The 20,794-nt window shown below is 49.5% G+C and carries 21 protein-coding genes; 5 read left to right on the top strand and 16 right to left on the bottom strand.

The features are described 5' to 3' along the window. The first annotated feature begins 35 nt into the window (after positions 1-35). Positions 36-1,508, top strand: a complete 1,473-nt coding sequence (locus tag GU926_RS13535) for a tetratricopeptide repeat protein (RefSeq protein ID WP_160692764.1) — start codon at positions 36-38, stop codon at positions 1,506-1,508. Between the two features lie 107 nt (positions 1,509-1,615). Here GU926_RS13535 and GU926_RS13530 read toward each other — a convergent pair whose 3' ends face one another. From GU926_RS13530 to GU926_RS13470, 13 genes are all read right to left on the bottom strand, one after another. Next, positions 1,616-2,677: an RluA family pseudouridine synthase gene (locus tag GU926_RS13530; RefSeq protein ID WP_160692762.1), complete on the bottom strand. Its 1,062-nt coding sequence runs from the start codon at positions 2,675-2,677 to the stop codon at positions 1,616-1,618. Positions 2,678-2,770: 93 nt separating this feature from the next. Continuing rightward, positions 2,771-3,325, bottom strand: coding sequence for an OmpH family outer membrane protein (locus GU926_RS13525; RefSeq protein ID WP_232058330.1), 555 nt, complete (start codon positions 3,323-3,325; stop codon positions 2,771-2,773). Positions 3,326-3,392: 67 nt separating this feature from the next. Then, a complete protein-coding gene (locus tag GU926_RS13520; protein ID WP_160692758.1) occupies positions 3,393-4,079 on the bottom strand; it encodes an OmpH family outer membrane protein in 687 nt (228 codons plus the stop codon). Positions 4,080-4,098: 19 nt separating this feature from the next. Continuing rightward, complete coding sequence (gene bamA, locus GU926_RS13515; RefSeq protein WP_160692756.1) at positions 4,099-6,624, bottom strand: outer membrane protein assembly factor BamA; 2,526 nt, start codon at positions 6,622-6,624, stop codon at positions 4,099-4,101. Beyond that, positions 6,624-7,376 carry an isoprenyl transferase gene (locus GU926_RS13510; RefSeq protein ID WP_160692754.1) on the bottom strand — a complete coding sequence of 251 codons (753 nt, stop codon included), beginning with the start codon at positions 7,374-7,376 and terminating at the stop codon, positions 6,624-6,626. Before GU926_RS13510 ends, bamA begins: the two co-directional genes overlap by 1 nt. A gap of 91 nt (positions 7,377-7,467) precedes the next feature. Continuing rightward, positions 7,468-8,139, bottom strand: coding sequence for a type IX secretion system protein PorG (gene porG, locus GU926_RS13505; RefSeq protein ID WP_160692752.1), 672 nt, complete (start codon positions 8,137-8,139; stop codon positions 7,468-7,470). Between the two features lie 90 nt (positions 8,140-8,229). Beyond that, the gene (locus GU926_RS13500; RefSeq protein ID WP_160692750.1) at positions 8,230-9,183 is read right to left on the bottom strand and encodes a DUF6089 family protein; all 954 of its coding nucleotides are present in this window, start codon (positions 9,181-9,183) and stop codon (positions 8,230-8,232) included. A gap of 127 nt (positions 9,184-9,310) precedes the next feature. Further along, positions 9,311-10,189: an NAD kinase gene (locus GU926_RS13495; protein ID WP_160692748.1), complete on the bottom strand. Its 879-nt coding sequence runs from the start codon at positions 10,187-10,189 to the stop codon at positions 9,311-9,313. Positions 10,190-10,240: 51 nt separating this feature from the next. Continuing rightward, positions 10,241-10,906 carry a CBS domain-containing protein gene (locus GU926_RS13490; RefSeq protein WP_160692746.1) on the bottom strand — a complete coding sequence of 222 codons (666 nt, stop codon included), beginning with the start codon at positions 10,904-10,906 and terminating at the stop codon, positions 10,241-10,243. Continuing rightward, positions 10,903-11,667, bottom strand: a complete 765-nt coding sequence (locus tag GU926_RS13485; protein WP_160692744.1) for an alpha/beta fold hydrolase — start codon at positions 11,665-11,667, stop codon at positions 10,903-10,905. The genes GU926_RS13490 and GU926_RS13485 overlap by 4 nt, the downstream gene beginning before the upstream one ends. A gap of 39 nt (positions 11,668-11,706) precedes the next feature. After that, positions 11,707-12,279, bottom strand: a complete 573-nt coding sequence (locus GU926_RS13480; protein WP_160692742.1) for an anthranilate synthase component II — start codon at positions 12,277-12,279, stop codon at positions 11,707-11,709. A gap of 82 nt (positions 12,280-12,361) precedes the next feature. Continuing rightward, positions 12,362-12,853: a CvpA family protein gene (locus GU926_RS13475; RefSeq protein ID WP_160692740.1), complete on the bottom strand. Its 492-nt coding sequence runs from the start codon at positions 12,851-12,853 to the stop codon at positions 12,362-12,364. Between the two features lie 27 nt (positions 12,854-12,880). Continuing rightward, a complete protein-coding gene (locus tag GU926_RS13470) occupies positions 12,881-13,342 on the bottom strand; it encodes a GatB/YqeY domain-containing protein (protein ID WP_160692738.1) in 462 nt (153 codons plus the stop codon). A 124-nt stretch (positions 13,343-13,466) separates the two neighbouring features. On the opposite strand from GU926_RS13470, the gene GU926_RS13465 reads away from it, so the two are divergent. From GU926_RS13465 to GU926_RS13450, 4 genes are read left to right on the top strand one after another with little or no spacing between them, the layout of a single operon-like run. Continuing rightward, positions 13,467-14,183 (top strand): pyridoxine 5'-phosphate synthase, encoded by a 717-nt coding sequence (locus GU926_RS13465; RefSeq protein WP_160692736.1) that lies wholly within the window; start codon positions 13,467-13,469, stop codon positions 14,181-14,183. A gap of 58 nt (positions 14,184-14,241) precedes the next feature. Beyond that, positions 14,242-14,820: a hypothetical protein gene (locus GU926_RS13460; RefSeq protein WP_160692734.1), complete on the top strand. Its 579-nt coding sequence runs from the start codon at positions 14,242-14,244 to the stop codon at positions 14,818-14,820. A gap of 40 nt (positions 14,821-14,860) precedes the next feature. Next, positions 14,861-15,628: an alpha/beta fold hydrolase gene (locus GU926_RS13455; RefSeq protein ID WP_160692732.1), complete on the top strand. Its 768-nt coding sequence runs from the start codon at positions 14,861-14,863 to the stop codon at positions 15,626-15,628. A 1-nt stretch (position 15,629) separates the two neighbouring features. Beyond that, on the top strand, positions 15,630-16,343 hold the full coding sequence (locus GU926_RS13450) for an SAM-dependent methyltransferase (protein WP_160692730.1): 714 nt from the start codon (positions 15,630-15,632) through the stop codon (positions 16,341-16,343). Positions 16,344-16,856: 513 nt separating this feature from the next. Here GU926_RS13450 and GU926_RS13445 read toward each other — a convergent pair. From GU926_RS13445 to GU926_RS13435, 3 genes are read right to left on the bottom strand one after another with little or no spacing between them, the layout of a single operon-like run. Beyond that, complete coding sequence (locus GU926_RS13445; RefSeq protein WP_160692728.1) at positions 16,857-18,293, bottom strand: murein hydrolase activator EnvC family protein; 1,437 nt, start codon at positions 18,291-18,293, stop codon at positions 16,857-16,859. After that, on the bottom strand, positions 18,280-19,038 hold the full coding sequence (locus GU926_RS13440; protein WP_160692726.1) for a lipoprotein insertase outer membrane protein LolB: 759 nt from the start codon (positions 19,036-19,038) through the stop codon (positions 18,280-18,282). The genes GU926_RS13445 and GU926_RS13440 overlap by 14 nt, the downstream gene beginning before the upstream one ends. After that, positions 19,031-20,788, bottom strand: a complete 1,758-nt coding sequence (locus GU926_RS13435) for a tetratricopeptide repeat protein (protein ID WP_160692724.1) — start codon at positions 20,786-20,788, stop codon at positions 19,031-19,033. The genes GU926_RS13440 and GU926_RS13435 overlap by 8 nt, the downstream gene beginning before the upstream one ends. Between the last annotated feature and the right edge of the window lie 6 nt (positions 20,789-20,794).

The raw sequence follows: 20,794 nt of genomic DNA, 5'->3' as shown, positions 1-20,794 counted from the left end.
ATATTACTTTACTAACTCTAACCACACACAACAAAATGATTAAGAACTGGAAAAAGTATGGGGTTTTAGCAGTGGCTTTCCTGCCTACTGCCGGAGTCCTAGCCTATGGTGTAGACGGGCAACGTTCTGGTGAGTTTGAAAATAGCGCTTCCTCAGCTTACGTATCATATAGCGCCCTCCTGCAGGACTCTCCTGCCATGGCATTGGTAAAACAAGGGAAAGCCGCTTTGCAGAAAGGAAATGCCGCAGAAGCACAGCAGTTCTTTGACAAGGCCCTGGCCATGACTAAAAACAAAGATGCCAGTGTGATGGCGAGCATTGGTGAAGCCTATGTAGACGCTGAAGCCAAAGACCTGTCCCCTGCCATCAAGGTGTTGGAAGAAGCCGTTAAAAGAGACCCTAAAAACGCCTCGGCGTATGTAGCCCTAGGCGATGCCTACTTAAAGCAAGACAAAGACGGAGGCAAGGCGCTTTCTAACTATGACAAAGCCATTGCCGCCAATCCTAAGTTTGCCAAGGCGCATCTGCGCAGAGGCCAGCTGTACGGACAGTCGCGTAACTTCACGGCCGCTAAAGAATCCTTAGACGCTGCCATTGCCGCAGATGCCAACTATGCGCCGGCTTACCTAGAGTTTGCTGAACTGTATTACCGCGCAGACCAACTGCCAAAAAGCGCCGAGTACATTAAGAAGTACGTGTCCATGGCAGAAAATACGCCAGAGACCCGCGCCAAGTATGCTTCTATCCTGTATCTGACCAAAGATTTTCCAACCGCTCTTGCAGAGGTGGAGAACGTGCTAAAGGCAGACCCGAACAACATTGCCATGAACCGTCTGCGCGGCTACATCTACGTAGATACCAAGCAGGACGAGAAGGCTTTGGAGGCGATGACCGCTTACTTCAGCAAGTTTGATGAGACCAAGCGTATTCCTTCTGACTATGAGTACTATGCCAACGCCTTGGTTGCCAATAACAAAAACCAGGAGGCGGTAGAGTTGATCATGAAGGCCAAGCAGGTAGATCCTAAAAATCCTTTATATGATGACCTGCTAGCCAAGCAGTACACCAAGCTAAAGGACTATGGCAAAGCCATTGAATCTTACAAAGCGAAGTTCAGCACAGCACCTCCCTCCAACACAGACTTGTTCTATTTTGGTCAGGCGCATGAATTGAACAACCAGTTCCAGACGGCAGACAGCATCTACGCGATCATCACCACCAAGAACCCTAACTACGCGTACGGTCATTTCTGGAGAGCGCGTGCCAACGCTTACCTTGACCCAGAAAGCACCCAGGGACTGGCCAAGCCGCATTATGAGAAGTTCATTGAGCTTACGGCTGGTGACAAAGAGAAATACAAGAAGGATTTAGTGATTGCCAACAACTACCTTGGCTATTACTACTACCAGAAGAAAGACAAGGCCAATGCCACTAAATACTGGCAAGAAGCACAAGCCTTAGACCCAACCAATGCAGACGCCATTAATGGCTTGAAAGCATTAAAGTAATTCTAAGTCCAATTCAATAAAAAAGGCTGCTCTAGAAATAGAGCAGCCTTTTTTCATTTCTCGTTTTTGGCTTCTTTTCTGGAAAACTGGCTAAAAACGGCCTTTTCTTACTGAGCCCTTTCCTGAAGCATCTTGCCGTACTGGCGCCATTTGGCCAAGCCCGCCAGAAAGTCTTCTGGCAGTTCAGACTCAAACTGCAAAAACTCATGAGTTCTGGGGTGAATAAAGCCTAAAGATTTGGCATGCAAGGCCTGGCGCGGGAGGGCATCAAACGTATTCTGCACAAACGCCTTGTAAGAGCCTGTCTGCTGTCCTTTCATGATTTTGTCTCCGCCGTAGGTACCGTCATTGAACAACGGGTGCCCCAGGTACTTCATATGCGCTCTGATCTGGTGCGTGCGTCCGGTTTCTAGGTTACATTTGAGCAAGCTGCAATAGGTAAAGTTCTCCAGTAACTGGTAATGCGTCACGGCGTGTTTTCCAAAGTCTCCCTCTGGGTACACGGCCATTACTTTCCGGTCTTTGGCACTTCTCCCAATATGGCCCGTAATGGTGCCTTTCTCTTGGGCTGGCACGCCCCAAACCAAGGCGTAATACGTGCGCTCAATGGAGTGGTCATAGAACTGCCGGGCCAGGTGTGCCATGGCCAGCTCAGATTTGGCTATTACCAGCAGCCCAGACGTGTCTTTGTCAATGCGATGCACCAATCCTGGTCTAATCTCGCCGTTGCGGCTGGTGGGCAGGTTTTGCAGGTAAAACACCAATCCATTCACCAGCGTCCCAGACCAGTTGTTATATGCCGGGTGCACCACCATGCCGGCTGGCTTGTTCACAATCAACAGGTCCTCGTCCTCAAAGACAATGTTCAGGGGAATGTCCTCTGGTACCACGTCTGTGTCACGGGGCGGATCTGCCAGGGTGATGGTAATTACGTCCAGCGGCTTCACCTTGTAAGAAGACTTGATGGCCAGCCCGTTCACCCGCACAGACTCCGCTTTGATGGCCTCCTGCAGCTTGTTGCGGGTTACGTTGGGTAGGCGGTCCATCAGGAACTTGTCTACCCGTAAAAGCGCCTGGCCCTTGTCTACTACAATGCGGTGGTGTTCAAAAAGATCGTCAGAGTCAAGGCTGCCGGCGGTTTCATCTTCCTGGTCCAAAGAGGAAATCATGTCGTTTTTGGCTTGTTTTGGTGAAAATAGGCAAAAAACGGAAAAGCCGATGGTGTGTGTCACCATCGGCTTTTCCGTGAATATAAAGCCCGCTTAGTTCTTTTTCTTAACTGGCGTGGTAGTCTTAGCTGGAGTAACGGCTGGCTTAGCAGAAGAAGCAGCTGGCGCGGCAGGCTTGGCACCTGGCGTTACCCCTAGTTTCTTCAATACCAGATCCGTGAAGTTGTTTCCGTCTTCTGGGCCGTACAACAAAGCCTCGGCGGTGAAGATGTGCGTATAGCCGTTTTCTTTGGCAACGTCATCAATCGCCTTCTGGATCTTGTTCATTACGGGCTCCAAGGCAACCTGCTCTTTCTTCTGCAAAGAAGCGTCTGCGTTGCGCTGGAATTCTTCAATGGAAGAACGCAGAGAGGTCAACTCTTTTTCTCTGTCTGCTCTGATTACGTCTGTCATGGTCTGGGCACCTTTGTTGTAGGCCTCCAGCTTGGTTTGGTAATCTCTAACTTTATTCTGAAGCTCTTTCTCCAACTGGCTGCTGTGCGCTTTCAAATCAGATTCAATCTGACGGCTCTCAGGCAACTGGCTGATAATGTAGTTTGCGTTGGTATAACCAATCTTAACGGTTCCCGTCTGTGCAAATGAAGCCATGCTCACGCATACAAAAGCGGCGACCAACAGAGATTTCAATTTGTTCATTGTAAGTTACTTTGTTTGTTTAATTGTTTTTCTTTTTCACTGGCGGCTTTTTAGTGCCGGAGGCAGGTTTGGTGCTCTTAGCAGGAGACTTCTCGGTGGCCGCCTCAGGCAACGGAGGTATGTCTTCTGGTTTATCTATCAGGGCGTCGGCTGGTCGGGCGCCTTGTGAATTTGCCTCTTTGGAGGCTAATCCCAGCTCTTCCAGCACGTACTCTGTGTAATCATGGCGTGGGTCTGTGTACAACATGACCACGTCTCTGGATGACTTGTCAAACATAAAGCTGAGGCCCTTCTGCCTCACTACCTTTTCCAGGGCTTCAAACAGCTGGTCCTGGGCTGGTCTGATCATCTCCTCGCGTTTCTTGAACAGGCTTCCTTCAAACCCGAACATCTTGCGCTGGTACTCTCTCACCTCGTTTTCCTTCCGGGCAATCTCGTCCAGGCGCTTGGTCTTCATCTCGGGCGTGAGCAGAATCTCCTCGGCTTGATAGACCTTGCGCAGCTTCTCTACCTCGGCCCGCATGTTTTCTATCTCCTTCTGCCAGGCCGCTGAAAGTTTTTCTACTTCAGCCTGGGCATTAGAGTAGGCGGGCATCTTCTGCAAGATAAACTCAGAATCAATATAGCCGAACCGCTGGGCATAGGAAGACTGACTGCTCCACAGGAACAAAGTAACGACCAATAGGAATCCAAGCGTTCTTCTCATGCTGTCTTTTTTCTTTTACTTACCGTATCTGCTGCCCAATCATGAAGTGGAACTGACCACCGTTGGCGTTTGGCAAACCTGGCACCGTGTCTAAGCCCCAACCATAGTCAAAGCCCAGCAACCCGAAGGCTGCCATGAACACCCTGGCTCCTACCCCTACAGAACGATACAATTTGAATGGATCATATGTCCGGAGGCTAGGGAAGTTATTTCCGGCCTCGGCAAAGCCCAATACATACACCGTTGCTGCTGGGTTTGGCGAAACCAGGTAGCGCAGTTCAGCCACGTACTTGTTGAACGCCACACCGCCCGCAGACACTGCTCCGTTGGCAGATAATGGCGTGATGCTCTCATCTTCGTATCCACGTAGACCAACATAGTCTGTAGCTACAATGTAAGAGCCACCGCCTAAGCCTGCTCCCCCTAGTTTAAATCTTTCAAACGGCCCAATAGTTCCTTTTGAACTGTAGGTGCCAATGAAACCGAAGTGTGCTCTTGTATTCAATACCAAATTCCCTGCCAAATTATGGAACCAAGACGCATCCAGCATCCATTTATGGAATTCAATCCACTGGAAGGAGTTGGTTCTGCCCTTAAACAAGGAGTAAGGTGGTGTTAGTGTGGCTGTTAGGCTAAGCGCAGCACCAGATCTTGTAAAAGTTGGGTTGTCAATGCTATTTCTAGAGAAGGCCGTAATAAAGGAGAAGTTATTAGCGTCCTTAATACTATCTGCCTCTGGATAGCCTCTAAAGATAGAGGCCCCGTTGCTCATGTTATAGCGATAGAAAGACACAGAGTTACTCAATGTAAAGTAATCATCTGGCCATCTCAATCTACGACCCAGGTTTACAGATACTCCGTTGATGTCAATATAGGCGTCACGCAACTGGTTGAACTCATCATACTCAGAGAACCGTTGAATAGACTTGCTTAAGCTCACCGTCAATGAGTTTGGTCTACGACCTCCCAACCATGGCTCTGTGAATGACAGAGAGTAGGACTGGTAGCGCTTGCCGTTAGCCTGAATGTTCAAGGCCAGACGCTGCCCGTCACCAGACGGCACCGGTCTCCAGTGCTTGAGGTTGCCAGCTTTGCGCAAAGAGAAGTTGTTCAACACCAAGCCAACGGTACCCACCGCACCAAGGCCACCACCCCAACCTCCAGAAAGGGTAATCTGGTCATTGGGCCGCTCCTCTACGGAGTACTGGATGTCTACCGTTCCGTTTGCCGGATTAGGGATTGGGTTCATGCCAATCTTCTCTGGGTCAAAATACCCAAGGGCGGCAATTTCGCGCTGCGATCTAATCAACGCCGCACGGCTGAAGTTCTGTCCCGGCAGGGTCCGTAATTCTCTTAGGATTACGTGGTCACTGGTCTTGGTATTCCCAGAAACGGCAATTGAGTTGATTTTGGCCTGAGAACCTTCGCTCAACCGCATTTCAATGTCAATAGAGTCGCCTTCTACGGCTACTTCTACTGGCTCAATCTGGAAGAACAGGTAACCGTCATCCATGTAAAGGGAGGTTACGTCTGTTTCATTCGGGTTGTAGTTCAGGCGCTTGTCCAGTTCCTCTTTGTTGTACACGTCTCCTTTCTGCAGACCTAATACTCTGGAAAGGAAGGCGTCATCGTACAGGTAGTTGCCAGACCAAGTGATGTTCCGGTAGAAATACTTATTTCCTTCATCAACCACTATTTTAATGCCAATCCTGTCATCGCTGATCTTGTAGATAGAGTCAGACACAATGGTGGCATCACGGTACCCTTGCGTATTATAGTAATCAATCAGGGCTTTTTTGTCTTCTTCAAACTCAGCCTGCTGAAATTTACCGCCAGTGAACAACTTGTAAAATTTCTTCTCTTTGGTGTTCTTAAGCTTCTTCTTCAGCTTGCTGTCCTTGATGGCCTCATTACCTTCAATGATGAGCTCGCCAATGCGCACTTTCTCCCCTTTGTTGATTTGAATATCTAGGGCAACGCTATTAGCGATAACAGAGTCTGGGCTTTGCTTAATGGTGGCCTGGGCATTTAAATAGCCCTTCTCCTGGTAGAATTTCTCTACTGCCGTACGGGTGGAGTTGAGCAACGCGTCAGTCACCACACGTCCTTTGCTCAGGGAAATCTGTTCTGTCAGGTCTTCGGCCTGCGACTTGCTGGCGCCGCTAAACTCAAACCTTGACAAACGCGGGCGTTCTGTTAAAAAGAAGTCTAGGTAAATCTTGTTGCCTTCAATGTTGGTGGCGCGCACATCTACCCCACCCAAGATACCTTGGTCCCACAACTTTTGAATGGCAAACCCAATATCCTCGCCAGGCACCGTGATCTCGTCCCCTACGTCTAGCCCGGTTAAGGAGATGAGCGTATTGGGGTCCAGAAACTTAGCGCCGCTAACGGTGATTCCGCCAATGACGTATCTCTTTGGATTGCTGTAGTCTAACGTAGAAGGGGATTGTTGTGGTGTGCTTCTGCCAACGCCAAGCCTTACCTGCGCTGATGCCGCATTAGACATTACTAATAGGCATAACAGCCAAAAATACTTACTCATTAAGAATGTGCTTTTTGTAATTGTTCACTTGTCTTACCAAACCGGCGCTCCCGCTGCTGGTAAGCAAGTATGGCTTCATATAGATGCTCTTTCCTGAAATCTGGCCATAACAGCTCTGTAATATACAACTCTGTATAGGCTAACTGCCAAAGCAGGAAGTTACTGATTCTCTGCTCGCCGCTAGTTCTAATAAGCAGACCTGGGTCTGGCATGCCAGCGGTGGCTAAATATTTTCCAATGGTTTGCTCTGTAATAGCTTCTGGGGCTAGTTCACCAGCCTTTACGGCCTCTGCCACCCGCTGAACGGCATTGGTGATGTCCCAACGGCCACTGTAACTCAGCGCCAGTACCAAAGTCATTCTGGTATTCTTGCTTGTCTTGGCCATGGCTTCTTCCAACTGCTTTCTACAAGACGCGGGCAGCGAAGCCAAGTCTCCTATAGCCTGTAGCCGAATGTTGTTCTTGTTCAGCGTGGCCGTCTCTTTGCTAATGGTGCTTACCAGCAGTTGCATCAAGGCGTCTACCTCTTGCTTAGGCCGTGACCAGTTCTCCGTAGAAAAGGCATACAGCGTCAGGTATTGCACTCCTAACTCAGCAGATGCCTCTACTGTTTCCCTAACAGCGGTGATTGCGTTCTGGTGGCCAAAGATCCGGAGGTTGCCTTTTTTCTTCGCCCACCGCCCGTTTCCGTCCATGATAACGGCAATGTGTTGGGGCAAATTGCCTAGATCTATCTTTTCCTTCAGGCTCATTAAAAAGAAATTTCAATGCAATTTAGGAAAAGCTTGACAATATTAGACATACCTCTTCCACTATACCTTGTAATTAAGGCATTGATTTCTTTTAAAATAAAGGACAATTGATTTTATAGAAGGTATAGGAGAGATAAACGCCGTTGTAAAAATACCAGTCACTGTCATACGGGTTCATCACTTTCTCATTCTGATTGGTAAGGTTGTCAAACCGGTCCGTCAATAGAAAGCGTGCCCCAAACTCAACGCCCAGGTTCAACCGGTGCGTAAGGGCATACTTGGCACCTACCCCAATGGGCACGGCCATGGTGAAGGCCGTTCTGTAGGGCTCATTGTTCCCACCGTTCTCTGGGTAGATGATGGCAGGGTTCTTGGCGATGGTTTTATTATTATAGGCGAGCCCTGCCACTCCTAAGGTGAAATAAGGAGTCCAGCGCACATTTCTCCTGAAATCATAATAGTCCAGGAAATTATAGTCTATCCCTACTGCCAGTTCAATCAAGCTAGTGGCCACCTCTGCTTTTCTGTAATCTGAAAGAGGCAGGCTTTCATAATGTTCATCCTTTGCTTTCACCTTGCCCGCCAGAAGACTGCCCCGCAGAACCAAGGCTCTGGATACGTCTTTCTTGTAGAACAAGGTGATAGCGGGCCGGTTACTCAACAACCTGTACCTAGGCGACACATCCCCTTTATAAGAAATACCTCCAACCCCTATACCAATCTCATTGGTACTTCTCTCCTGGTTCTGCGCAGAAGCGCCCATAAAAAAAACACTCCCTATTTGGACCCAAAGGCAAATAAGGAGTGTCCGTAAGATCTGTATTCTCATTTAGTAAAGGTTGGATTCTCTCTATTAACGGAATTTAGGTCCTTTTCTTGTTGGCCTTAAAATATAACTTAAGGTAACGCCAGTAGTAATGTACCAGTCATCATCAGTGATATCGCCGCGCTGGTCGCCTTTCATACCGTACCCATTGATGTGTGGATAACCACCTGTATTTACTACGCCTGGCTGTCCACTTTCAGCACTTCTGTCTGAGAAAAGCCTTGCCTCATCATTTTTCAAATCAGTTTTGTTGGCATAAGTACCACTTACGTCATCCAGATAATCAGTGAAGGTTTTTCTCCAGCCAATCTCTAAGGCAATGTCCCAGCGTTTGTCAATTCTGTATCTGGCACCAATCCCGAAAGGAACCGAGAACTGAATTCTGGAATATGGATCTGGGTAGCCATCTGCATCAGAATATTGGCCTTCTGTACCTAGAGGTTGCAATTCATACCATCCAGAGGCTACGTTTGGAAAAGTAGCATTCCCGCCATCATAATACGCTTTGGGGTTATGATGGAAAACGGCTACCCCGGCAAAGACATAAGGAGTGAAGTCAGGACGGCGTAAATAAGAGCGGCGGTTTTCAAAAAGGTCTACAATACCTACCACGCTCAATTCTTTGATATCATTTCTAAAGCTGAGGTTACGCTTGAATCTTGGCGCATTCTCATCTTCATCTGGCGAGGCACTTTTGGCGTCATCGCCGGTAATACGTCCCCAGCTGAAGGAAGCCCTGGCAGAAAGTCTTGGGTAAAATCTTCTGGTATAGCTGATCGCTAAGCTGGGACGGGTTGATTTCAGGCGCAAACTAGTGAAGTCTGCCTCTGGCGTCACATCCCCGAAGTAGTTCATGGCGTTTAAGCTCACACTCACAGAATTATATCTGTTTCTGATCCTAAAGCGCTGGGCCTCTGCATCCTGCGAAAACGCAATACTAAGAGTTATTACAATTAAAAATACTGAGAATACGTTTTTCATGCCGTCAATCAATTTGCTGGATTCACATTAAAGGAATTTCACTTGCACTCCAACAGGCAAATTTATCATTTTATTTTAAATTAAGATCAGCTATATACACAAATTATAATGTATAAATAAATGGTTGTTAGCCATTTCGTTGATCTAAGCCCCAATGCATCTTAGTACGCAACGTGGTTAAAAAATTCACCTGGTTGAGCTTCACTAAGCGCGCATTAAAGTCCTCCCGCCGTATTGCCAGTTGGATGGTAGCGTCTACAGGCCGTGATCTGGAATCTAAAGACACCAAATACCGGGTGCTCCTCCCTTCTATTTCAAAAGAGATCACACTTCTGTCTGACACCACCAGTGGGCGGACGTTCAAATTATGAGGGCATACGGGAGAGATGACAAAATTGTTTGTCTGCGGCATCATTACCGGCCCTCCGCAACTCAAAGAATAGCCCGTAGAACCCGTTGGCGTAGCCACAATCAATCCGTCTGCCCAATAAGAGTTCAAGTACTCCCCGTCTATGTACGTATGCACCGCAATCATAGAGGACGTATCGCGCTTTAAGATGGAGAATTCATTTAACCCGAAGTTGATGCCGTCAAACACCTCTTGGTCACTGTCTAAGTGAATGAGCGAGCGTTCGTCAAAAGTATAGTGTCCTTTTAAGAGCGTGTCAATGGCGGCTTCTAACTGGGCATACGGAACTGAGGCTAAAAACCCCAACCGTCCCATGTTAATGCCCAGGATGGGAATCTGCAACGGCCCCACATAGGTGACCGCATCCAATAAGGTGCCATCACCGCCCAGGCTGAGCATGTAAGAAACTTCGCGGAGGCTAGTCTGTCGGTTAAAGAATTCTATCTGAGAGGGCAAGGTCAGACTAGGGGCTAATAGCTCAGCGAAACTCTCTGAAACGGTCACTGTGATACCCCGCTGCAACAAGTTGTCAAAGAGAGCTTTGACATAAGGCAACACCTCCTCCTTCACGGGTTTTCCAACAATTGCTATTTTCATAGGGCCTGCAGCTATAAGGATGCCGTTTGGTAGAACAGCAGAGTCAGAGACCTATACATTTAGATAGCGCATGAGCATATCTAATCTGTCCTGGTCTTCATCTGTCTTGCCACCGTCTTGAAACTGGGCAGTGATTCTGTAACCAAACCGCTCCAGGGTGGCTACAATACGGGAAAGGTCTACGGTATTAATCTTCAAGGTAAGCTTTATCTGAAAGATATCCACCTCATCTGGAGACACGTAGGCGCTTAAAATCTTAGCGTTGTTGGATTCTACCAGACGGCTTATTTCTGAAAGGGAGTAATCCCGCTCGGCCATGGTCAGGACCAGAATACCGCCCTGGCCTTGCATGGCAGACATCTGCCCGAAGGCGGCAATAGTGTCATTTACCGTAATAACACCCAGATACTCCTGCAATTCATCCAGAACCGGCACTACCTGTACTTTGTTTTTAATGGCCAGTTCCATAACGCTGTAAAAGTGCTGGTTCTGCTGCACATGCACGTGCTCAAAATCAAAAGAAATCTGCTCCAGAGCCAGGTCCGTATTTTTGGCTTCCAGCACATCATCTTCAGTGACCAGGCCCAGGTATTTCCGGTTTTTGACGACTGGCAATTGGTTTAGACGGAACTCTTCCATCCACTTCACCGCCTTCTCTCCTGAGTCAGAGAGTTTTAGCGGCGGCACCATTTGATTTATCAATTCTTCGGCAATCATAGAGAGGCGGTCTTTAGCAGAAATCTATCTAAGATACTGTTAAAGGCGTCTGGATGTTCCATCATGGGCGCGTGGCAGCAATGATCTATGAAGTGCAATTCTGAGTTTTGGATGAGCCTGTTGAACTCATGCGCCACAATAGGCGGCGTGATGGTGTCATTCAACCCCCAGATTAATAAAGTAGGCGCCGTGATTTTGACTAAATCCTTTGCCATGTTGTTGCGCTGCGCAGATTTAGCAATGGAGATGATGCGCAAGACCTTGGGATTGCTGTTGGTGATGTCAAAAACTTCGTCCACCAGTTCCTTGGTAGCCGTCTCTGGGGAATAGAAGGTATACTCCACCCGCTCTTTCACAAATTCATAATTGCCACGCTTAGGGAAAGAACCACCCATGGAGTCTTCAAACAAACCAGAGCTACCCGTTAAGACCAGGCGCTTTACATAGCTTGGATTTTTAATGGCATACTCTAGCGCCACGTGTCCACCCAATGAGTTACCGAGCAGGGTTAATTCTGAAAGATTTTTGAACGCTACAAACTCCTCTACAAACTCTACCAGACCCGGTACGCTTGCCTGTGGCAATGGCATGGTATAAAGAGGCATCATGGGGATGACTACCCGGTAATTCTTCCTGAAATGCGACACCACCCCCTGCCAATTACTGAGCGCCCCGAAGAGCCCGTGTAACAGAATCAGCACTTGGCCTTCGCCCTCGTCTATGAATTCAAACCCGCCTTCCTTCTTAATTTCCAGGTCCATGTGTAGAGAATCGGTTGTGGTAATCTTTACTAAAAACTTCTAGTGGGTTGTAATATTAACAATATCTACCCAATTTTTAAGCATAGTGAGCCCATGAGTAGTTAAAGCCGCCTCTGGGTGAAACTGCAACGCATAGAGCGGCAATTGGTTATGCTTAAACGCCATCAACTCCCCTTCTGCGGTTTCCGCCAAAGCAATTAATGAAGCCGGGGCTTCTGTCACCACCAATGAATGATAGCGCACTACCTGTACCTTCTGGGGCATATTGGCAAACAACGGGTCTGGCACGCAGGTAATCTCTGAGATTTTACCATGCATGGGCTTGAGTGCCTTGACCACCTGACCACCAAAGAACTGTCCCAATGCCTGGTGCCCGAGGCAAATGCCCAGCATAGGTAATTTATCATGGTAGTAGTCAATGACGGCAGGCATTACCCCGGCTTTTTCAGGCGTACCCGGTCCCGGCGACAGCACAATTCCTTCCAGGGGCAAGGCTTGTATTTCCTCTAGAGACACATTATTGCGCCGCACTTCTACCTCCACGCCTATTTGTTTGAAATAGTCATAGAGGTTGTAAGTAAACGAATCAAAGTTGTCCAGGAGCAGTAGCACAGAATAGATACTGAGAGAAAAGAATTTCCGTTTTTGGCCTCTTTTCTGGAAAACAGGCCAAAAACGGAAACATGGAATATTATTAAAGTGCGCCTAAGGCATCTCGGCCCACCGGAATCACCCATTGCACGAAAGCCCAGGCACTAGGCGCGGCTTCTATATAAAACGGATATACGGTAGACTCTTTCACGGTGGCAAAAGCAGTGTCTAACCCGGCGATGTTGGCAAAATACACCAATAGACACACGGCAAAACCCCACTTAAGCGCTCCAAAAAATGCACCGCCCACTTTATCTAACAAACCCAGCGGCGTGAGATTGACCGTCTTCTTTAAGAGTAGGCCAATAAACCGCACGGCAAACCCGATGGCAATGAACACCAGCAGGTACGGCAGAAACGGCAAAAAACCGGCACTGTCGCCCAGCCATTCATTGATGGTAGGAGAAGCCATGCTCACCAGCTTAACTCCGAAGACGACGATAATCACCAAGGCCGCCAGAGAGGCAACCTCTAAAATCAAGCCTTTCCACAACCCCTTAATGGCACCGTAGGCCACCGGGAGAAGCAGAAACATGTCAAACGTGCTCAAGTAAATAGATGCTTAGGCGTTGGTATTGTTTAACAAGGCACTCACCGCACTGGAAATGGCTCTGCCATCGGCTAGGCCGGCTAGTTCTCTGGAGGCTACGCCCATTACTTTCCCCATGTCTGATGGCCCCAAGGCACCGGTGCGCTGAATGATTTCCAAGAGACGCTCACGCAAATCTCCTTCGTCCAACTGCTTCGGAAGGAATTCCTCAATTACGGCCAGTTCTGCCAGTTCCACTTCTTCCAAATCCTGACGGCCTTGAGTACGGTAAATCTCAGCCGAATCGCGGCGTTGCTTAGCCGACTTGGTCAACAGTTTCATCTCCGCATCCTGAGTTAATTCATCGGCGCCGCCTTTCTCGGTTTCGGCTAGAAGAATTTGGGACTTGATGCTTCTTAGGGCTTGTAGACGGGTTTTATCTTTGGCCAGCATGGCTTGCTTGATACCTGCTTCTACGTTTGCTTTTAAACTCATAGTTAATTTTGTAAGGCTACCGCAAAGGCAACCGGCGTGAGACATCTATTGAAGGGTGCCGTCAAATTGTTTTTATCTTTGCCACCTCCGTATGAGGGAATTGACCAAATCAAACGCGACAATCATGACGAAACTGAGCGTAAATATAAATAAAATAGCCACGTTGCGGAACGCCCGCGGCGGCAACCGTCCTAATGTTCTTCAAACGGCGTTGGACTGTGAACGGTTTGGCGCGCAGGGCATCACTGTGCACCCGCGCCCCGATGAACGCCACATCCGCTACCAAGACGTGCTGGACCTGAAACCCGCCGTCACCACCGAGTTCAACATAGAAGGCAATCCTACGCCAGACTTTATCCAATTAGTACTGAGTGTAAAGCCAGAGCAAGTGACGTTGGTGCCCGATGCGCCCGACGCCATTACCTCCAACGCCGGCTGGGACACCCTCAAGCACAAAGACTTTCTGGTAGACATCATCGCGCAGTTCAAAGAGCAAGGCATCCGGACCTCCATCTTTGTGGACCCAGACCCCAAACAGGTAGAAGGCGCCGCCTTGACCGGCACAGACCGCATAGAACTCTACACCGAGGCCTACGCCTCTCAGTACCTGGCTGACCGCGAGAAAGCCGTGGCCCCGTACGCCGAGGCCGCTAAAGTGGCCCTTCAATGCAACCTGGGTTTGAACGCCGGCCATGACCTGGACCTGGACAATCTGCGTTTCTTAAAAGAGCGCCTACCTAATTTACAGGAGGTTTCCATTGGCCATGCTTTGGTGTGTGATGCGCTGTATTTCGGGCTGGAGAACACCATTCAGCTGTACCTGCGCCAACTTAACTACTAATGCTCAACCTTCCGTTTTTTGCCTGTTTTCTGGAAAATAGCCCAAAAACGCCCACCGTATGATAGGGACTATTTTAAAGATAACAGCGTTTCTGGTACTGGCGCATTACGTGGCGGGCTTCCTACTCAAGGTCTTCTCGCGCAAGAGCAAAGTCTACTACCTGGCCCCGGCACGTCAATTCGGGATGGTGTTCTGGTCTGCCATTGGAACATGGCTGGGCGCTTCTATTCTGAGTTTGATACCCAGAGCGCAGACGGATACGTTGCTGGAGAAAGGCTTAGCTGCGGGGATTGGCACAATGTTGTTGCTGTTTTCTTTGCCCACTCTTTTTGTGCATTTTCAGTACTGGCGGTTTGAGCAGGAAAGCGCGCTGGAACTGGATGCCAAAAGCGGAGTAGCCTTGTTGTTACGGCCGGGCCATCGGTATTACTTAGATGCTGCCCAAGTGCGCGCGGTGCAGGAGACCAAGTGCAGTTCCAACAGTTTCTTCTGGAGCCCTTACAAATATTTGACGCTTACCCTAGCCGACGGAAGCCAGTTGACTATCACTTCATTGCTCATTGACCTGGAACAATTAAAAGCCCTTTGGCCCCGCGTCGCTTACTCTGTAAAAACGAAATTCATCTGTTTTCTGTAAAACAGGCAAAAAACGATACTTCCCTATACCCACAATTCATATGGAATTACACTACCGCACCCTGGGCGAAGGTTCGCCGCTCATCATTCTACACGGTCTCTTTGGCACCTCAGACAACTGGCAAACCCTGGGCAAGCAGTTCTCAGAGACACACCAAGTGTACCTGCTGGACCTGCGCAACCACGGCCGCTCGCCGCATTCAGATGAGTTTTCTTACCAGTTGATGACCGATGATTTGCTGGAGTTTGTGGAACAACACAACATCCAGGACCCCATCATCCTGGGGCATTCCATGGGCGGAAAAGTGGCCATGAACTTTGCCGTTCAGCACCCAGATAAGCTCTCCAAACTGATAGTAGCCGACATTGCCCCCAAAGCCTATCCGCCCCACCATGACGCTATTTTGGAAGGCTTGCGCTCTATTGACCTGAACACCTTGCAAAGCCGCAATGACGCTGATGCTATCCTGGCGCAGAAGGAAAGCGATATGGGTACGCGCATGTTCCTACTTAAAAACCTGTACCGCAAAGAAGACAATACCTTCGGCTGGCGCCTGAACATTGACGCCATTGAAGCCAACCTGCCCGGCATTCTGGACCAGGTAGTTTCTGAGACGCCGTTCAACAAACCCACGTTGTTCATAAGAGGCGGAAATTCCCGCTACATCAAGCCAGAGCAAGACACGGCAGAGATTCAGAAACTATTCCCGCAGGCACGCATAGAAACCATTGAAGGCGCCGGCCACTGGCTGCACGCCGAAAAGCCGCAGGAGTTCTTCGTCCTTGTTAACCAATTCTTGAACGCCTAACATGAGCGGCAAAGGCACCTTATTTTTAATTCCGACGGTCTTAGCCGAGGACACTGCCAACGAAGTCATTTGCCGCCAAGTGGCCGAGGTCACTGCGCAGTTGAAATACTTCATGGTGGAGAATGCCCGCACGGCCCGCCGCTATATCAAGTCCATTGCGCCCTCGCAGGTCATAGAAGAACTGCAGATTACGGTCATTGACAAAGACTCCTCAGACACAGAACTATCAGCGGCGCTAAAGCCTTTGCTGGCGGGTCAGGACGGCGGCGTAGTGTCTGAAGCGGGTTGCCCCGGCGTGGCGGACCCTGGCGCAGAACTGGCCCGACTGGCGCACCAAAATGGTATTAAGGTAGTGCCTTTGGTGGGACCTTCGGCGATTTTGATGGGATTGATGGCGTCTGGGTTTAACGGACAGTCTTTCGCGTTTCATGGCTATTTGCCTATTGAAAAACGAGACCGCTTGCAGGCTTTGCGCGGACTGGAGAAGGAAATGCAACAGAAGGACCAGACCCAGATTTTCATGGAAACGCCTTACCGCAACCGCCAGATGATTGAGGATTTGTTGCAGAATCTGAGCAAGGACACCAAGCTCTGCATTGCCGCCAACATCACCGGCCCCAATGAGTTCATCCAGACCAAGACCGTCGCCAACTGGAAAGGCAAAGTCCCAGACCTGCACAAACAGCCCGCGGTGTTTTTGATTTATAAGCGGTAAAAGCTAGGGGTCGTTTTTAGGCTATTTTCTGAAAAACAGGCCAAAAACGAAGCTTTGTATAAAACAGAAAGGCCGGTGCTACTGTAGCATCGGCCTTTCTGTTATTTGTATTTGGATGAACTACTTGATTATGTTTGAATCTACTGTCATCTAGATATACTTCCAAAACTCCTCTCCCCACTTTTGTCATCCTGAAAGTATCTTGTGGGCAAGCTAGACAGACGTAGGCTAAGCGCAGGAATTCGTTTTTGGCTTATTTTCTGGAAATCAGCCAAAAAACGCTTTCCCCTATCCCTGCTTCAAGCTTGCAGCTTGGAGCTAATCATGGCGCAAGTTTTCAACTTGCGTGGGCCTGTGTTTGGTATTCTCGCAAGTTGAAAACTTGCTTTATGGTACCCACAAGTTAAAAACTTGCGGGAGGTATCTTTTTGCCAACATTGTTACAGTTCGCCCACAAGATCCTTTCAGGATGACAACAGGGGAGAAAAGTCAGCTGATTCTATTATGCTATCATTACTTCCTCAACAGCCAGCCCTCTGGGTTGAGGTTGGTTTGGTTCTTCCAGATTTGGAACTGCAGTTCTGAGGTGCCTTCCTGGTCTGTGTACACGGTACCAATCACGTCTTTGGCGTCTAGTTGCTGACCTTCGGTTACGTTCACGCTGCGCAGTTTGGCATAGACGGTAAAGTACTCGCCGTGCTGGATCATGACGATGTTGTTCATGCCTGGAATGGTCTGTACGGCTAAGACTTTCCCGCCAAAGATGGTGCGTACTTTCTCATTGGCACCTGTTTGTATGTCCAGTCCGCGGTTCTCAATGACTACGCCTTTCAAGACTGGGTGCGCATGACGCCCGAAGCGCTGCGAGATAAACCCACGCTCTACCGGCCAGGCAAATTTTCCTTTATTTCCGGCGAAGTTAGAAGACACTAACTCCCCTTCTGGAGTCAAGGCTACTTTGTTACTGCTGCGCGGCGCGGCTGGTTCATCATCATCAGAAGGTGTAGGTACAGGCTTCCCGGCTTTGGCAGCGGCGGCAGCCTCACGGGCAGCCTTGGCTCTGGCAGCGGCCTCAGCGGCGCGGGCCGCTCTGGCAATTTCTTCGCGTACTAAGTTTTCAATCAATCGGTCTAATTTGCGAACGGCTTCCTGGCGTTTCTCTACTTCTTGCTTTAAGGACTGCTCCTGCAAGCTCAACTGCTGTACCACCTGGTCCTGCTCGTCGCGCATGGACAGCAGGTTCTTATTTTCCTGCAACTGCACGCTTAACAGGCTCTTTTTCTTCTGCTTCTGGGTAGTGAGGGTAGAAAGATGCTGGCTTAGGTTCTGCTGAGTGCGCTCAATGGCGGCGGCCTGCTTCTTGCGGGCCTCGGTGTACTGGCGCAGGTAGCTCATGCGCCGCATCATCTGGTTGAAGGACTTGGACGCGAACAGGAACATGAGCTTGTTGTAGCTGTTAGAAGACTTGGAGGCCGCATAGATAAGCTGCGCATACTCCTCTTTCAGGCGCGCCAAGTTCATCTGAGTCTCGCCTACTTTCTCTTCGGTGGCGCTCAGGTCTTTGTTGAGGTAATTGATCTCTGAGGAGATGTTTCGGATCATGCCCTTCTGCACCGTAATCTTTTCTTTGATCACGTTCAACTGTCCCAGAGAGGCCTGCTTTTTTTGGGCGGTCTGCTCCAGAATGCGGTTGGCCTCCTGAATGCGGCGCAGGTTCTCCCGCTTTTCTCGCTCCAGCTGGGCTTTGCTTTTAACGGGCGTCTTGGAAGTTGTCTTTTTGGCGGCTGGCTTTCTAACCGGGGCTTTCTTACCCGTAGTTTTCTTGGACGGGGCCTTTTTAGTGGTGGTTTTGGTACGCGTGGTTTGCTTCTGCTGGGCTTCTACGCCTCCAGAAACAGCTATGAAAAGAAAGAAAAAAAGAAAGAATACCCCCAGCCTATTTACGTTCATAGTCCGAAGGTACAGAAAAAGGAAAATCCAGAGAAGTTTCCGATACTGAAACCTGTTTGTGCTTGACCGCCACTACCGTGGTTTTAGCTGCATTGCCCTCTGGTTGCTGTATGGTCAGGAGCAGCGCCATAGGAAACGGCTTGCCGTTCACCTTGTCAAATTCCTGATAATCCATGGTCATGAGGTCTTTGTTGGTGAGGTTGCGCACCTCAATTCTTTTGAGCTTATAGCGGGTGGTGTCCACAAACTGGTCTACCTGCAAATTGTTGCGCAACTGGCGCACGTGCTGGATGGGCCCCATCTCCATGTACTTCTCCTTGGCGGGGTCGCCGGGCACAAAATTACCTACCAGAATGTCCTGCAGCTCCTTGAAATTGACGTCTATCTTGTACTTCTGCTGCAGCAGCGCATAAGACCCGGCAAAGTATTCCTGCTTGAGGCGGTTGATCATGTACACAGAGTCTGGCGTTATTTTCAGGCGTACGGCCTCAATGCCCAACTTAGAAACAGTTGCCCAGATCATCTCATCCCGTTTTAGGCGCATGGTCACGTTGGCACTCAGGTTCTGGCTTTCCAGCTGCACGTTGCCCTTGGCGCTAAGGTAATTGTAGTCAATATTAACCACATTTACTTTGTTGATGGTTTCTGGCGCGTTGCCAGGAGAAGCTACGGGAACAATGTCTTTTTTACAGCTGGCTAACAACAGGAGGGTAAGCGCCCACAGGGGAAGTAACTTGCTATTCATAGAGTTTTTTGTCTTTTATCTTCTTGCTGATGACCTGCGAGGCCCCGCCTACCTGGTTCGCTTTCACCCATTGCTTGAGGGCTAGTTCGCGCTGGCCTAGTTGGTAGAGCACATCACCGTAGTGTTCAATGATGGTGGCATCAGAAGAGAGAGATACGGCCTTTTCTAATAAGCGTTTGGCCTCTTGGTAGTCTTTGAGTTTATAGAGCACCCAGGCGTAGGTGTCTAGGTAGGTGGCATTGTCTGGATTCTGCGCCACCAGTACGCCGGCCATCATTTTGGCTTTGGCCAGGTTCTGCCCGCGCATAGAAAGAAAATAACTGTAATTGTTTAGCGCATGCGGATTGTTGGGGTCCAGGGCCAGCACGGTTTCATACGCCTGGTTGGAAAGGTCATACTGCTCCGTAGAATTATAAGCATCGCCTAGCTGAAGGTTGAACTGCAGCAGCAGCTCTGGGTTGCCCGCCGACAACCTTCTGCCATACTCCAGCGACTTAGTGGCCTTGGGATAGTTCTTGTTGATGAGGTGCGCCGTGCCGTTGTAGAACCAGAACATGGCCTGGTTGGGAAAAAACTCCAGCGCCTGCTCAGAATGAAGAATGAGGGAGTCAGTCTGGTTCATTTCACCGTCCAGGAGCACAATCTGCTGCCAGATTTTGTAATGGCCCGGGTCCAGTTTCACCGCCTTCAAATAATTATCACGGGCGGCTTGCTTATGGTCTGTGTTGGCGTAAATATCACCGGCCACGGCAAAGGCCTTGGCTTCCCGCGGGTGTGACTTGGTGGTGAGTTCGGCTAGTTTAATGGCCTGGGTGGCTACTTTCGCATCTGGGAGGCGCCTGATGTAGTCTACCAGAATCTTCACCTTGGTGTCAATATCCAGACCTGCATTCCCGAACGCCAGCTCCAGCTGTGACTCACTCTCGTCTACTTTGCCCTGCTGGCGCAGCAAGTCTGCGAGCATGAGCCTACCGTAAGCATTATCCGGGGCCACCTGCAAGGCGCGTTCGGCCATGGCCGTGGCTTCGGCTATGCGTTTGTTGGCAGCCAGCATCTCGGCCTGGGCCAATACGTAGCGTACCTCCTCTGGATTGGCGGCAATCAGGTTTTCGCCTTCTTTCAAGGCTTGGGCCAGGTTGTTCTGCTTGAGGTAGATTTGCTGCTTCTTGAAAGAGACTTCCTCAATGTAGCCGTACTTCACCTCAATCTGCGCCAAGGTTTTCAAGGCATCATCCAGCCGGTTTTTGGCCAGGTAGAGGTCCGTCAGGTTAAACAGGTATTGCTCAGTGTTGGGCAGTTCCTGGGTTAGCCGGGCGAAGACCTTGATGGCCTCGTCATACTGTTGTTGGTTAGAGTAAATCTGGGCCAGCAGCAGGTGATAGTATGGGTTGTTGGGCTGAAGTTCTAGCGCCGCCTTGGCAAAGGGCAAGGCTCCGCGCGTGCTTCCCAGCAGCAGGCTGGTTTCGGCTATCTTGTAATTGACCGCCGCATTGGACGGACTGATGGCGTACGCCCGCTGGAACCGGTCCAGGGCCTTGGCATATTCTTCCAGCACGAAGAACTTCATACCTTCCAGAAAATAGGACTCACTTAGTTGGGCTTCCTGTGCGCTTAGGGCAGGCAGCGCAGCCGGGGGCGTCGCCTCGGCGGCCTCCTTCTGCTTCTTACGGTCAGACTGGGCATAGCCCGGCTCTGCTGTAAGCACCAACCCGCACAAAGCGGCCACTATCGTGAGTCCTCTTTTCAACATAAATGT

This window comes from Nibribacter ruber (assembly GCF_009913235.1).
GTDB classification, from domain to species: domain Bacteria; phylum Bacteroidota; class Bacteroidia; order Cytophagales; family Hymenobacteraceae; genus Nibribacter; species Nibribacter ruber.
This window is presented reverse-complemented; position numbering and strand designations above follow the sequence as displayed.